General features: G+C 39.9%; 14 protein-coding genes. 6 read left to right on the forward strand and 8 right to left on the reverse strand.

Going from position 1 to position 14,472, the window contains the following annotated elements:
* Nucleotides 1-10 precede the first annotated feature (10 nt).
* The 6 genes from ccoG to ABVM50_RS04175 form a co-directional block, all read right to left on the reverse strand.
* On the reverse strand, nt 11-1,432 hold the full coding sequence (gene ccoG, locus ABVM50_RS04150; protein WP_405200097.1) for a cytochrome c oxidase accessory protein CcoG: 1,422 nt from the start codon (nt 1,430-1,432) through the stop codon (nt 11-13).
* A 12-nt stretch (nt 1,433-1,444) separates the two neighbouring features.
* A complete protein-coding gene (locus ABVM50_RS04155) occupies nt 1,445-2,401 on the reverse strand; it encodes a cbb3-type cytochrome c oxidase N-terminal domain-containing protein (protein WP_405200098.1) in 957 nt (318 codons plus the stop codon).
* Nucleotides 2,398-2,610 (reverse strand): cytochrome c oxidase subunit IV, encoded by a 213-nt coding sequence (locus tag ABVM50_RS04160; RefSeq protein ID WP_026913726.1) that lies wholly within the window; start codon nt 2,608-2,610, stop codon nt 2,398-2,400. The genes ABVM50_RS04155 and ABVM50_RS04160 overlap by 4 nt, the downstream gene beginning before the upstream one ends.
* A gap of 12 nt (nt 2,611-2,622) precedes the next feature.
* Nucleotides 2,623-4,818 (reverse strand): cytochrome-c oxidase, cbb3-type subunit I, encoded by a 2,196-nt coding sequence (gene ccoN / locus ABVM50_RS04165; protein WP_405200099.1) that lies wholly within the window; start codon nt 4,816-4,818, stop codon nt 2,623-2,625.
* 2 nt (nt 4,819-4,820) lie between these two features.
* Complete coding sequence (gene ccoS, locus ABVM50_RS04170) at nt 4,821-5,015, reverse strand: cbb3-type cytochrome oxidase assembly protein CcoS (RefSeq protein WP_405200100.1); 195 nt, start codon at nt 5,013-5,015, stop codon at nt 4,821-4,823.
* Nucleotides 5,016-5,093: 78 nt separating this feature from the next.
* Nucleotides 5,094-7,478, reverse strand: a complete 2,385-nt coding sequence (locus ABVM50_RS04175) for a heavy metal translocating P-type ATPase (RefSeq protein WP_405200101.1) — start codon at nt 7,476-7,478, stop codon at nt 5,094-5,096.
* A 200-nt stretch (nt 7,479-7,678) separates the two neighbouring features.
* Between ABVM50_RS04175 and ABVM50_RS04180 the strand changes: the two genes are divergently transcribed.
* From ABVM50_RS04180 to ABVM50_RS04205, 6 genes are all read left to right on the forward strand, one after another.
* The gene (locus tag ABVM50_RS04180; protein WP_405200102.1) at nt 7,679-8,257 is read left to right on the forward strand and encodes a YceI family protein; all 579 of its coding nucleotides are present in this window, start codon (nt 7,679-7,681) and stop codon (nt 8,255-8,257) included.
* A gap of 25 nt (nt 8,258-8,282) precedes the next feature.
* Entirely contained in the window at nt 8,283-9,551 is a 1,269-nt protein-coding gene (locus ABVM50_RS04185; protein WP_405200103.1) for a hypothetical protein, read from the forward strand.
* Between the two features lie 92 nt (nt 9,552-9,643).
* The gene (locus tag ABVM50_RS04190; RefSeq protein WP_405200104.1) at nt 9,644-10,210 is read left to right on the forward strand and encodes a YceI family protein; all 567 of its coding nucleotides are present in this window, start codon (nt 9,644-9,646) and stop codon (nt 10,208-10,210) included.
* Between the two features lie 60 nt (nt 10,211-10,270).
* Nucleotides 10,271-11,548, forward strand: a complete 1,278-nt coding sequence (locus ABVM50_RS04195; protein WP_405200105.1) for an acetyl-CoA hydrolase/transferase family protein — start codon at nt 10,271-10,273, stop codon at nt 11,546-11,548.
* A gap of 202 nt (nt 11,549-11,750) precedes the next feature.
* Nucleotides 11,751-12,035, forward strand: coding sequence for a hypothetical protein (locus tag ABVM50_RS04200; RefSeq protein ID WP_026913718.1), 285 nt, complete (start codon nt 11,751-11,753; stop codon nt 12,033-12,035).
* Entirely contained in the window at nt 12,036-12,431 is a 396-nt protein-coding gene (locus ABVM50_RS04205; RefSeq protein ID WP_405200106.1) for a group III truncated hemoglobin, read from the forward strand.
* A gap of 125 nt (nt 12,432-12,556) precedes the next feature.
* On the opposite strand, the gene ABVM50_RS04210 is transcribed toward ABVM50_RS04205, so the two are convergent.
* Nucleotides 12,557-13,324 carry a universal stress protein gene (locus ABVM50_RS04210; RefSeq protein WP_405200107.1) on the reverse strand — a complete coding sequence of 256 codons (768 nt, stop codon included), beginning with the start codon at nt 13,322-13,324 and terminating at the stop codon, nt 12,557-12,559.
* A gap of 89 nt (nt 13,325-13,413) precedes the next feature.
* Nucleotides 13,414-14,454 (reverse strand): response regulator, encoded by a 1,041-nt coding sequence (locus tag ABVM50_RS04215; RefSeq protein ID WP_141876352.1) that lies wholly within the window; start codon nt 14,452-14,454, stop codon nt 13,414-13,416.
* Nucleotides 14,455-14,472 lie beyond the last annotated feature (18 nt).

Genomic DNA, 14,472 nt, shown 5'->3' on the forward strand with positions numbered 1-14,472 from the left:
TTTCTAGTGTTTAGTGGTAACTTCTTGGTCCCAGAAATGTGGTACCGGTAGTTTCTATTAATTGTTCGCCATTATAAACTTCGATAACGATCTTATCTTTTTCGTTTTCCAAAGCTGCCTGCTTAATTTCTACGAACAATGTTCCCTCGGCCATACCGTTCGCAGGAATGCTCATGGATTTCCCTTTTACGGTATTTATAGTTCCGGGATGCGACTTGATTTCAAACCTCACATTATCGTAATCCACAGAAGTTTTATTAATAAGCTTAAAGGTGTACACATTGCTAATGATATTGCCATCCTTATGTTCATAAAGCTGGCCGGGTAGCCTGAGAATATTGGCTTCCACATCACTTCTTAAAAACAACATCCCACTTAATACCGTAACGAGAATAAATAAAACCGCTGCATAACCTTTGATACGCGGAGTAAACCTGAATTTCTTTTGCTTCTCAATATTCTCTTCACTCGCATATCTTATCAATCCCTGCGGAAGATCCACCGCATCCATCATATGATTGCAAGCATCTATACAAGCTGTACAATTCACACATTCCAGCTGGGTTCCATTTCGAATATCTATTCCTGTAGGGCAAACCTGCACACATTGAAAACAGTCGATACAATCACCTTTCCCGCTAGCTTCTCGATCTTCATTTTTTCTGAATTTCGCTCTACCCTCTTCCTTTTCTCCACGTTTATGATCGTAGGCGACTACAATAGATTTATTATCCAGCAGAACACCCTGAAGCCTACCATATGGACAGGCTATGATACAAACCTGTTCTCTAAACCAGGCGAACACAAAATAGAAGATTCCGGTAAAAAGCAGCAAGGAGATCAAGGTGCTAAGATGTGCCTGCGGTCCTTCCTGTATGTAAAGAAGCAATCTATCACTCCCAATGAGGTAAGCCAGAAATACATTGGCGATAAGAAAAGAGATCACAAAGAAAATGAACCATTTGGTTGCCTTTTTCCTGATCTTTTCAGCATTCCACTGCTGCTTGTCCAGTCGTATCTGTTTGCCCCTGTCTCCTTCAATCCAATATTCGATTCTTCGGAAAACCATTTCCATAAAGATCGTTTGGGGACATATCCAACCACAAAATATTCTTCCGAAGGCTACCGTAAATAAAACAACGAAAACCACTCCTATCAACATCATAAGAACAAAGAGATAGAAATCCTGCGGCCAGAAAATTGTTCCGAAGATATTGAAGCGACGTTCCAGTACATTGAACATGAGAAATTGATTCCCATTGATCTTTAATAAGGGAGCTGCAAAAAGTATCGCCAGTAAAAAATAACTTACCCACTGCCGATATTTATATAATCTACCATCAGGTTTTTTGGGATACACCCAAGAACGTTTACCTTCTGAAGTAACCGTTCCTATACTGTCCCTAAACCTTTCGTGCTCCTCTTTTTCCAAAATATGCAGATTTTACTCTTCCTCGTAACTCATTTCTATTTCAACAGAAGCTGAATCTATCGCTTCCACCTCAACCTCATCTACTCTCGCATCTGGATCTACCCATAGTTCCCCTTCAGGTTCTTTGGGATCTAAAGGAGTTGTTGAATGTAAACTCAACACGTAACTCGCAACCTGGGCCATTTCTTCAGGTTTTAGATCGGTTTTCCAGGAAACCATCCCTTTCCCGGCACGTCCTCCTTCAGAAATTGTATTGAAGACATTCTTAATACCACCGCCTAGGATCCAGTAAGAATCGGTTAGATTAGGACCAATTCCACCTCCACCATCAATCTTGTGACAGGCGGCACAATTTCCTGAGAATATTGCTTTCCCGGCATTGATATCTTCAGTCCCGGTAAGCAATTCAACAGTATTAGCATCAATAAGGCCTTTGGCATTTTCTTTATAAGCTTCCACGGCTGCTTTAGCTTCTGCAACTTCCGCCAAGTATTCCTCTTTTTGAGTAGCACCATCGAAAACGTGATACCTGGCCAGGTAAATTCCGGCGAAAATTATACTGGCGTAAAAACCATAAAGCCACCAGGGTGGAAGGTTGTTATCCAGCTCTTTAATGCCGTCATAATTATGATCAAGAATGATCTCATCTTCATTTTCAATTGGCTTTTTATCCAGCAGCTTATCATAAGTTTCTTTGAACCAGGCAAAGCGATTCTTTTCCCTTAGCGCCACAGCTGCATCATAAGCTACACGATCATCGGGCTTCAATGACATATATAAGGTCTTGTCCAGGGCTGCTACCGAAACTTCGATGGCAATTACTAAAAACAGGATCACTCCAAGAACAAGCCAGAAAATTGGATAGACTTCCAAAACAGATTCATCACCGGTTTCCATGGTAAGCTCTGCCAGTATGATCGCCAGGGCGATAAGTCCGCTAATTCTTAATACTGAAAATGTATTTTTCATGATTTGTTATCTTTTACGATGATGGGCATCATTAGTTCATCTTCCTGGTCTAAAGGAATGTCGCTCACTTTCCTGATATAATCCTTTTTAGCAGTGAACACCCACCAGAAGAGCGCGGTAAAAAAGATGAAGAATATAAGCAGTGAGATGATGGGATAGATCGCTACCCCTTCTATACTTTCCAATGGACCTTTTACGAATTTCAACATGGTCTCAGGTTTTTAGTTAGTTGATACTTGTTTTAAATCTTCGGCTTTGATATCTGTTCCCAGTCGCTGCAGGTATGCAATAAGAGCTACGATCTCACGATCTCTCATTTCTGTGAATTCCTCGCCGTTCTCTGCGGCAAACTTTTTATCTGCCTCATAACTGTTAACAAAATCTGGATCTTGATAAAGGTTCTTTTCAATTTGAGTTCCCTGTTCTGTCATCCATTGCTGGGCTCTTTCGATCTCCGCATCTGTATAAGGCACTCCAAGAGTTTGCATCGCCCGCATTTTATCTTCAGTATCAGATTTGTCAAGTTCATCCTGAATTAGCCAGGTATAAGAAGGCATGATAGAACCTGAAGAAGTACTTTGAGGATCATACATATGATTAAGGTGCCAGTTATCTGAATATTTCATACCTACCCTATGAAGATCTGGTCCGGTTCTTTTACTTCCCCAAAGAAATGGGAAGTCATACCTGTATTCCCCAGCTTTTGAATATTCTCCATAACGTTCTACCTCACTTCTAAAAGGTCGTACCATCTGCGAGTGACAGGAAACACAACCTTCCCGGATATAAAGATCACGGCCTTCCAATTCCAGAGGTGTGTATGGTTTTACACTGGAAATTACCGGTACATATTCATCTACCATTAATGAAGGAACTATTTGCACAATACCTCCAATAAGGATAGCGATGGTAGCAAAAATGGTAAGTTTTACGGGTCTTCTCTCAAGCCAGCTGTGGTAAGCTTCACCTGCAGTTCTTTTACTGGTCACCGGTTGCAATGCAGCAGCTTCAGCAAGTTCGTCTTCCACGGCACTACCCTGGCGTATCGTTTTTACAATATTATATAGCATTACAAAAGCCCCTACGATGTATAAACTTCCACCAATAGCTCTCATCCAGTACATTGGAATAATTTGAGTTACTGTTTCGAGAAAGTTACCGTAGGTAAGGGTTCCATCTGGATTGAACTGTTTCCACATAGAAGCCTGAACAAATCCCGCAACATACATTGGCAACGTATAAATGATAATTCCCAGCGTTCCTATCCAGAAATGCGTGTTTGCCAGTTTAAGTGAGTATAGTTTTGTTTTGAACAATCTTGGCACCAACCAGTAGATCATCCCGAAGGTCATAAAACCATTCCATGCCAGTGCTCCAACATGTACGTGGGCAATGATCCAGTCACTAAAGTGGGCGATGGCATTCACATTTTTAAGGGAAAGCATTGGACCTTCAAAAGTTGCCATTCCATACCCGGTAATTGCCACTACCATAAATTTTAATACAGGGTCTACTCTAACCTTATCCCAGGCTCCACGAAGCGTTAGCAAACCATTGATCATACCACCCCAGGATGGGAATAATAGCATTACAGAAAAGGCAACTCCAAGATTCTGCGCCCAGTCTGGTAACGAAGTATATAGTAAATGGTGCGGTCCAGCCCAGATATAGATAAATATCAGGGACCAGAAGTGAATGATCGAAAGTCGGTAAGAATATACAGGACGATTTGCAGCCTTTGGAACGAAGTAATACATCAATCCAAGGAAAGGCGTGGTTAGGAAGAATGCTACGGCATTATGACCATACCACCATTGTACAAGGGCATCCTGAACACCTGAATAAAAAGAATAACTTTTTAAGGCGCTTACAGGAATTTCAATATTGTTAAAAATATGAAGTACAGCAACGGTTACGAACGTAGCAAGGTAAAACCAGATCGCCACATACAGGTGGCGCTGTCTCCTTTTGATCATCGTACCGATTAGGTTGGCACCAAACGCTACCCAGATCACGGCGATTGCAATATCAAAAGGCCATTCCAGCTCCGCATACTCTTTGGAAGAAGTATATCCTAAAGGCAGAGTGATCGCTGCTCCAATGATTATAAGCTGCCATCCCCAGAAGTTAATATTACTAAGGGCATCGCTCCACATTCTCGCCTTTAAAAGACGCTGGGTAGAATAGTATACCCCGGCGAAGATCGCATTCCCTACAAATGCAAAGATTACCGCGTTGGTATGCAGCGGCCTTAATCTACCAAAGCTAAGCCAGGGTATACCTTCGGTTATATTTGGAAAAATGAACATAAAAGCGAGCAGTAAGCCAACGCTCATACCAATAATGCCCCAGAACATGGTGGCAATGATGAATTTCTTTACGATCTTATTATCGTAATAGAATTGCTGTAGATCCATAATTAATTAAATTTCTCTTTATTGACGGGTTGATTTTCTTTCGCTGGAGAATTAACAAGTTCATCATCGAACAGCATTCGCACAGAGGGTGTATACACATCATCATACTGGCCTTTCCTGACTGAAACTATAAAGGCTACGAAAAAGATGATGGCCACCACAACACTAATAGCCAGTAACATGTAGATAATGCTCATTATTCTGTTAATCTGGGTGTAAAAGTATTCCGGGGAAAGGCTCTAAAAAATGACGATTGTCAGCTTTGAGATCTTCTTCTAATTTTTAAGCCTTTTTGATAGAATTTGAGTGGCCAGCGTTGTAAAGATCACGATGCTTATAGAGCTTAGCGGCATGAGGATCGCAGCGACCACGGGCATAAGATTCCCGGTGACCGCAAAAGCAAGTCCGGTTATATTATACACAAGAGATAATATAAAGCTCGCCTGGATGATACTGACTCCCTTTTTAGCCAGCTGAAAATAATCGGCTAAATTCGATAATATGGAGGCATCCATCACGCCATCACAGGCAGGAGAAAATACATTGATATCTTCTGAAACTGCAATTCCAATTTCACTTTGCGCAAGGGCTCCGGCATCATTCAAGCCATCTCCAACCATCATTACCTTGCGACCACCATGCTGTAGTTGCCTGATGAACTCAAGCTTATCACCGGGCTTCTGATTAAAATGTATACCAGACTCAACAGGAAGTAAACTTTGCAAACGATCGCGCTCCCCTTCATTATCTCCGGAAAGTACAATGATGTATTTGTTCCTGGAAAGTTGCTGGAACAGGCCAGACATTCCTTTTCTATAAGTATTTCTAAAACTGAAGCAACCTTTATATTGCTCATTCGAACTTATATGAACTGCCGTTTTTCCATTACTAATTTCTTCGGAAGCACTTTCTCCGGTAAATCTTGCTGAGCCGATTTTTATACGATTTTCTTCAAAATCGCATTCAATTCCTGCGCCTACATATTCTTTATAACTATCGGGAGTTCGTATGCCGTGATGCTGAAGGATCGAATACAATGATCTACTTAATGGATGTGAAGAGGCTTTTAGACTACCGCCCAGCATTTGAAGTTCTTTATCACTTAGTTCGAGTCCTTCATATTCAGCAGTGGTTTGTCCCGTAGTGGTGATCGTTCCTGTTTTATCAAAAACCACCGTATCAATCGCCGCCATTCTTTCTATTACCGAAGCGTCCTTTAAATAGATTCCATTTTTTCCGAAGATTCGAAGCAGATTACCCAGGGTAAAAGGTGCAGCGAGGGCGATCGCACAGGGACAGGCAATGATCAATACCGCGGTGAATACGTTCCATGCTTTAGATGGATCTGCAAACAGCCAGAAGGTGGTAGCCAGGACTGCTATACTAAGCACGGCAATGGTAAAATTTTTACTGATTCTATTGGTAAGCGACTGGAAACCGAAAGATCGGTCCTTTTGAAACACCTCATTACTCCATAATTCAGTAAGATAGCTCTGTTCTACCGGCTTGAGAACCTTCAGTCTAATAATGCTGCCTTTCTGCCTTCCTCCGGCGTAGACTTTATCTCCTTCAGCTTTATTAACAAGGTCTGCTTCTCCGGTGACAAAACTATAGTCAATGTTCGCATGTCCTTCAAGGATTTCAGCATCCATAGGGATAAGCTCTTCATTTCTAATGAGCACAGTATCGCCTTTCCTGATCTTATAGACCTGAACCTGTTCTTCAATTTGTTCATCTTCCGAAGAAATTCGGGTAACAGCAATAGGAAAATATGATTTGTAATCTCTTTCAAAAGAAAGAAACGAATAGGTCTTTTGTTGAAAGAACTTTCCGAGCAGAAGGAAAAATACGAGTCCGCTAAGGCTATCGAAAAATCCTGTTCCCAGGTCAAGTACAATTTCTGCAGTACTTCTCACGAATAGCACAAAAATTCCCAGGGCAATGGGAACATCGATATTCAGAATTCCAGATCTAAGTCCTTTATAGGCAGAAATGAAATAATCCTTACCCGAATAAAATACCACCGGCAGTGAAAAACTGAACATCAACCAGCGAAACAAATATTTGAATTGATCCAGCCAGAATTCATTGATCTCAAAATATTCAGGAAATGAAAGAAACATGATATTTCCAAAAGCAAAACCAGCCACGCCGAGTTTATAGATCAGGCTTCGATCTTGCTCAGATTCTTTTTTCTCAAAATTGTCCAGAGAAATATTCGGTTCGTATCCAATCCTGCTAAGTATTACTACCAGCTTTTTCAGGCTGATATCTTCAGCAGTAAAACTCAGTCTGATCGTTTTCTTCGGAAAGTCTACCTGCGAACTTTTCACTCCGCTATGTAGTTTATGAAGGTTTTCAAGGATCCAGATACAGGAACTACAATGTATAGAAGGAATACTGAAGGATACTATTTGGGTTTTCACATGATCGAATTCCAGAAGCTTATCGACGATTTCTGCATTTTCGAGGTATTCATATTTATTCTCTTTTAGCTTTGGAGAAATTCCAGGCGCTTCCTGCAGGTCATAATAATAGGAGAGATCATTACTATTTAAGATTTCGAAAACAGTCTTACAACCGGCACAGCAAAATGATTTCTCATTATAGGTGATCAATTCCTCCAGGCAATCCTCGCCGCAATGAAAACATGATTCCATATATCACAAATAAAATTAAGGCTACAAAACTGCCCAATTTGATCTCCTTAAAATATGACGGGCGTCATCGAATACATTCTTTACAACTATAAGGTTTTCGCTAGCTCACGAGGTTTTAAAATATTTCAAAAGCTGACATTCATCATAATTTACGTCCTATCCCTACAGCATCTTTGTACAGATTTAAAAATGTAAATGATATGAGATCTTACAGTACTTTAATGATGTTCGCAATAATACTCCTTCTAAGTATTGGAGTAAATGCTCAATCCTACCAACTGAATAATGAAGCTTCCAGTCTTCACATAGATGGAACCTCTAATATTCACGACTGGACCATAAAAGCCGAAAACACCGGCGGTAATCTAAGCCTGGAATTTGAAGATTCCAGCCTGGAAGATATCGAACTACTGGAATTTACGGTAATGGCTAAAAGCCTGATGAGTGGAAAAAGCGGGATGGACAAAAATACCTATAAAGCTTTAAATACAAATAAACATAAGCAGATCACCTTCAAACTAAAGGATGTACAGAGCATTGAGAAAGTTTCCACGGGTATCTATAATGTAAAGACCACAGGTAGTTTGGAGATCGCTGGAACAAAACGAGATATCAAACTTAATTTCAAACTAAAATCTTCCTCCAACGCGATCACTCTAACAGGTGAGCATAAGCTGAACATGACCAATTTTGGTGTGGAAGCACCAACAGCAATGTTTGGAACCATCACTACAGGAGAAGATGTCGTAGTAAAATTCGAATCCCAGTTCAATAAATAATAATTCAACCTTAAAATCAATAACTATGAAAACTTTCACTACATACCTAAGTACCGTATTAATGGCCCTTATGGCTATGCCAGCAATGGCTCAGACGCAACGTGATCTGGATAACTTCCGTTTCCGTGATCAAAGAGGTATCAATCAATTTGAAGCTCCAAAAGATACCGTAACCACATTTGATGGTGTACATGTAAGAGTTGGTGGTGCTTCCACTATCCAGTTCCAGACACTAAGCCAGGAAAACGAAGGACCGATAGAACTGGTAGATCTTGGAAACAATTTTAACCTGGCAACAGCCAACCTGGATCTTGATGTGGCACTATACGATGGAGTAAGAATGCACTTGAGAACTTACCTTTCTTCTCAACACCACAACGAAGCCTATGTGAAAGGTGGTTATATACAGGTGGATAAACTTAATTTTATTAGCGAAGGTTTTGCTGAAGATCTAATGGATCATTTAAGAATTAAGATTGGTCACATGGAAAATAACTATGGTGATGCCCACTTTAGAAGAACAGATAATGCCATGTCTACTTACAACCCCTTTGTTGGTAACTACATCATGGATGCATTTACTACTGAAGTTGGAGCAGAACTATATTACTTTGATGGTCCATGGTTAGGAATGGTTGGTATCACCAATGGTAAGCTTAATCAAAATGTATCTGATAAAGACCAAACCAGCCCTTCATTCCTTGCTAAATTAGGATTTGATAACCAGTTTTCTGAAAATGGAAGATTCAGACTTACAGGATCTGTATACCACAGTGCTCACAATGATGCCAGAGGAGTTTATCTTTACAGAGGTGACCGTGCCGGATCCAGATATTACGAAGTATTGAGTGATGTAGAAGGTGGTGGTGATGGTTTTAGAGGTGGTATGGTTGTACCGGATTTCAGAAATAAAATGACCTCTATCATGATCAACCCATTCGTGAAAGTTGGCGGACTTGAATTCTTCGGAATTTTTGAAACAACTTCAGGTAGAGATGGTGGCCAGTCTGATAACAGGACTTACAACCAGTATAGTGGAGAGCTTCTTTACAGATTTGGAAATAACAACGATTTTCATATAGGTGGACGTTACGGTATGGTAGACGGGGAACTTAGCAGCGGTGAGGATATCGATGTGAATAGATTTCAACTTGCAGCAGGATGGTTCATGACCAAGAATATTCTAATGAAACTGGAATATGTAACCCAGGACTACGACGGGTATCCAGTTACCGACATTCACCACGGAGGAAAGTTTGATGGCCTGATGGTGGAGGCGGCAATAAGCTTCTAATCGAGAATTAATGCTTTTAAGGGTAGCATAATTAGACCATCAGGGACTAAATATGCTACCCTCTTTTATAATAACCTCAAAATTTTCTGATCATGAAACGACTTTTAATATGCATTGGGTTTGTGCTTTTTGGATGGTCTATCCAGGCTCAGAACGATTTCGAAAAGGAAACGATCCGGCTGCTTCCAGACAGTGAATTGATCATCTCGGGAAGTACAAACGTGAATAATTTTCATTGCGAGTTTGATATAGACCTGATATCAGATAGCAAACAGGTGAAATTTCTGCATGAGCACGATCTTATAAAGTTTTATGATCTGCAGCTAAATTTGCTTACCAAAGGATTTGATTGCGGTAACAGAAAGATGAACTCAGATTTTCAGGATCTTTTAAAGAGCGATTCACATCCACAGATCGTGATCGATGTTTTGCAGGTTAGACATTTAGCTTCAGAAGAACCGGTAGCCGAAATTCGAGTAGAACTGGCTGGTCAAACCAATCATTACAAGTTGCCAGTTCAAATACATGAACATCGTTTTAAAGGAAAATTCAGCATGAATATTAGAGACTTTGGCCTCGTGCCTCCTAAAAAAGCGCTGGGTCTTATCATAGTCGATGAGCATATAGAGGTAGCTTTCGATTTGAAGTTAACACGTTAGAATAGCTCTGAGATTTTCGTTAAATTATAATGTTGTCAAAATTTACCAAAACATAAAAAAATGAATGATCTAAAAATTGTATCAGCCCAGGACGCTGTAAAGGAAGTAAGATCTAACCAGAGAGTGTTCCTGCAGGGAGCTGCTATGACACCAAATATATTAATAGACGCACTTTGTGAGAGATACCAGGACCTTAAGAATGTAGAAGTCATACAGATCCATACGGAGGGAACAGCTCTTTATACTCAAGCTCCCTACCAGGATTCGTTTAAGACCAATAGTTGTTTTGTAGGTGGAAACGTTAGAAAGGCGGTGAATTCAGATTATGGAGCTTACATACCTATTTTTCTAAGTGAGATCCATGTGCTTTTCCGAAGAAATATTCTACCCATTGATTTTGCTTTTATTCAGGTTTCACCTCCAGACAAGCATGGATATTGTTCTTTGGGTGTTTCCGTAGATATTACGCTACCTGCCATACAAAATGCAAAGAAAGTCATCGCCCAGGTGAATCCTCATGTCCCAAGAACACATGGCGATGGAATTATACATATAAGTCAGATTGATGCTGCTATCGAGGTAAACCAACCTATTCATGCGGCGCATCTTGCTGAACCTACAGAAATTGAGAAACAGATAGGAAGGCACGTGGCAGGTCTTGTAGAAGATGGGGCAACGCTACAAATGGGAATTGGAGGAATCCCGAATGTGGTGCTGAATAATCTTACCAATCATAAAAGACTGGGGATTCATACGGAAATGTTTTCAGACGGAATTTTACCTCTCATCGAAAAGGGAGTTATCACCGGAGAGGAAAAAGAGATCAAAACCGGAAAACTGGTTACCTGTTTCGCGGTTGGTTCCCCTAAGTTATATGACTTTGTAGATGATAATCCACTGGTGCATTTTAAGGAAGCTGCTTACACCAATGATACGGCCATCATTAGGAGAAATCCAAAAGTGACCGCGATCAACTCGGCTATAGAAATTGATCTTACCGGGCAGGTTTGTGCAGATACCATTGGAAAGATACAGTACTCGGGAGTGGGTGGACAAATGGACTTTATAAGAGGTGCTTCACTTTCTCATGGAGGAAAAGCGATTATTGCGATGCCTTCTATTACCAAAAATGGAGTTTCCAAAATAGTTCCTTATCTAAAGGAAGGTGCCGGAGTGACCACCACCCGTGCCCATGTACATTATATTGCTACTGAATATGGAGTGATTGATCTTTTCGGGAAGAATCTGAAACAAAGAGCCGAGGCATTGATCTCGATAGCACATCCAGATCACCAGGATGAATTAGCAAAACAGGCTTTTGAGCGGTTGAACGCTTAAATTTAAATTTATTTCTATACTACCTTAAGCGGAACGAATTCATACTGAAAGCGTTCCGCTTCTTATTTTTTATCTGTCTATAACTGAAGTTCAATTACTTCAGAAATAATCTTTCAATGATTTAAGTGCTGTTTCATGACTGCGGTCATATTTTAAAAGTATGCCCAATCCTATTTTTATACCATCATTAAAACTAGAAATCATGACTTTTTATCAAAAACAACTTTCAGAATTTACAAGAGATTTTTATGCAGGAGCATCTACAGGAATCATAGTTTCAAGTTGTCTTGGATCTATTGCAGCCATGCTTATACTAATGAATGGTCACGGACTGGCAGATATGATCCAGCTTGGAATGATCGTAGTGGCCTGTATGTGGTACAATGCTTCAGTCCTGGCGCAATTAAAAGCAAAGTTTGTTTTCAATTCTTTAATTATTAGCATATTAATGAGTACTACCTTTATTCTTATCAATATCTTTCAGTAGATGATGAAAGATGTAAAGGATCGAAAGGATATTCATAAACTGGTACTGGAATTTTACAGCAAAGTTCGAGAGAACGAGGAAATAGGTTACTTTTTCAATACGACCATTCAGGATTGGGATTCGCACCTGGAAAAGATCACCGATTTTTGGGAAAGTAACCTCTTTTTCACCGGTAGTTTTCAAGGAAATCCTGCCATCGCCCACGTAGAAGTTGACAGGGCACATCAAAATACCATTACCGAATATCACTTTGGTATCTGGCTCAACCTCTGGTTCCAAACTATAGATGAGCTTTTTAAAGGAGAAATGGCATCCCGTCTTAAGAACAATGCCCGCAAAATGTCCACCCACCTCTTTCTTAGGATCTACCAGAGCAGGCAATCAAAAATTAAATAGCCGTACTTCTTATTTTCAAGCTGAATTATTCAGTCAATGCTTGATCTATCGGCTACACTTCATATTTAAATGGAAAACGGCAGTAATTGCCCGTATGAGGTTGACTAAAATGAGATTCAGAAATATTAACCGTGGTATACGAAAATTGGTATCTCTACATTCATCTCTGCGGAAAATCCATGCCTTGAATGAAGCAATCTATCACAAATACTTAGGTTTTTTCCAACTACGAATATGATATGAAACTGTCTCTGAATTTCTCTGAATAGATCCCTGGTGAATGGTACGGGTGTTTCAAACGGAATATTCCTGTTATCCTGATTTGGATATTTTACATCCCCATCTTTGATTTCAAGTAGTGTAAATTGAGACGATTGTAAGAATTGAAGTTTGTCTAGAATATTTTTCTGTTCCTGAACTGCTAAAACAGCGGGATCTACTGGAAAAACCGTCTTTTCAGGTTTCTCATAAGTACATCCTCCAGGTACGGCAATAATATTGCACTTGATCTTTCTAACTACCTCATAAGCATGATCTCCAAGGATTGGATGGGCATGCTCATTCTGGCTTACTGCGCCTATAAAAATTAAGTCGATCTTTTTTTCTATGAGCGCTTTTCTTATCGCACTAATAAGGTTTTCTGAAGACAGAATAAGATCGAATTTATGCAGTTTTGGTTTAGAATACGCGCCAAGAAAATTTACAGTGTTTTGTAGCGCATCGAGCGTAGAAACCAGTTCCTTTTCAAGGCCTTTACTGGCAGATCTTTCAAAATTGAAATTGTGAATATTCAGAATATGAAAATTCACCTCCTTATCCTGAAGGAAATCTACCGCATATTTACCTGCATTGGTCGAGGTTTCTGAAAAATCGGTTAGTATTAGAACATTCATCTATCTTCACTTAATACAGCGAAATTAGGTGAAGTCTTTCTGCAAAAAAATGATGAAAATCAGTTCTTACAAATTTATTGAGCTAGTGATTATTTCACCATTTTCAAGGCCTGGGAATCCAGTAGTTTTATATTCCGACCCTCGATCTCAATAAGTCCTTCTTTTTTAAATTCTGAAAGTGTTCTTATTAAACTTTCCGGAGCCATTCCAGCAACTCCAGCCAGGTCTGCTCTTGAAATCCTGATACTTTTTAGCGGATGTTTTTCGATCCTTTCAGCAAATAAAAGAATAGTGTTGGCCGTTTTCTTTCTTACTGAGCCGTAGGCCATATCCATTAATTGCTTTTTTAGCTCAGACAGGTTGTTGTTCAAAACCTCAACAAGTTGCATCGTGATCCTGGGGTTTCCAGCGAGGATCTTTTGAAATTCCTCTCTCGAAACCGTATACAACTGAGTCTCTTCCATAGCGGTGGCATAATCTTCATAGGATGACTGAGGATCATTTGCGTGGTTTCCGAAAAAATCATCTTCCTTATACAGCTCGGTGATCAGCTCTTTTCCCTGGTTATCCAGACGATGAGCCTTTACGATCCCACGTTTAACGAGATAGAAATAATTCGCGTGTTTATCTTTCTCATAAATAGTTTCTCCCTTTTTAAAATACTGAAGTTCCTGTTTCGAGAATAGTTCCCTAAGATCGTTCAGGTCCTTCAGCTTCTCTTCATCCTCAGGCGTTTCCTCTTTGATATAGGATTTTAGAATAGCCACTTTTGCCAGCCTGCTTTCAATAGCACTTAACAACTCTTCTTCTTCAAAAGGTTTGGTCAAATAATCATCTGCGCCCAGGTCCATTCCTTTGCGAATATCCTTATGTTCGGTTTTTGCTGAAAGAAATATAAATGGAATGTTTAAAGTTGAAGGATTTTTACTGAGAGCTTCTAAAACTCCATAGCCGTCGATCTCTGGCATCATGATATCACAAATAATGATATCAGGAATTTCCTGCTTTGCGGTCTCGATTCCAAGTTTTCCATTAGATGCAGTGATCACATTGTAGTTGGAAAGTTCAAGCAATTCTGCCGTATTTTCCCGTACAGTGACATCATCTTCTATTAGCAACAATTTTTTCATAAGTCGGCTTAAAATTTT

Source organism: Christiangramia sp. LLG6405-1 (assembly GCF_045055805.1).
Taxonomy (GTDB): Bacteria; Bacteroidota; Bacteroidia; order Flavobacteriales; family Flavobacteriaceae; genus Christiangramia.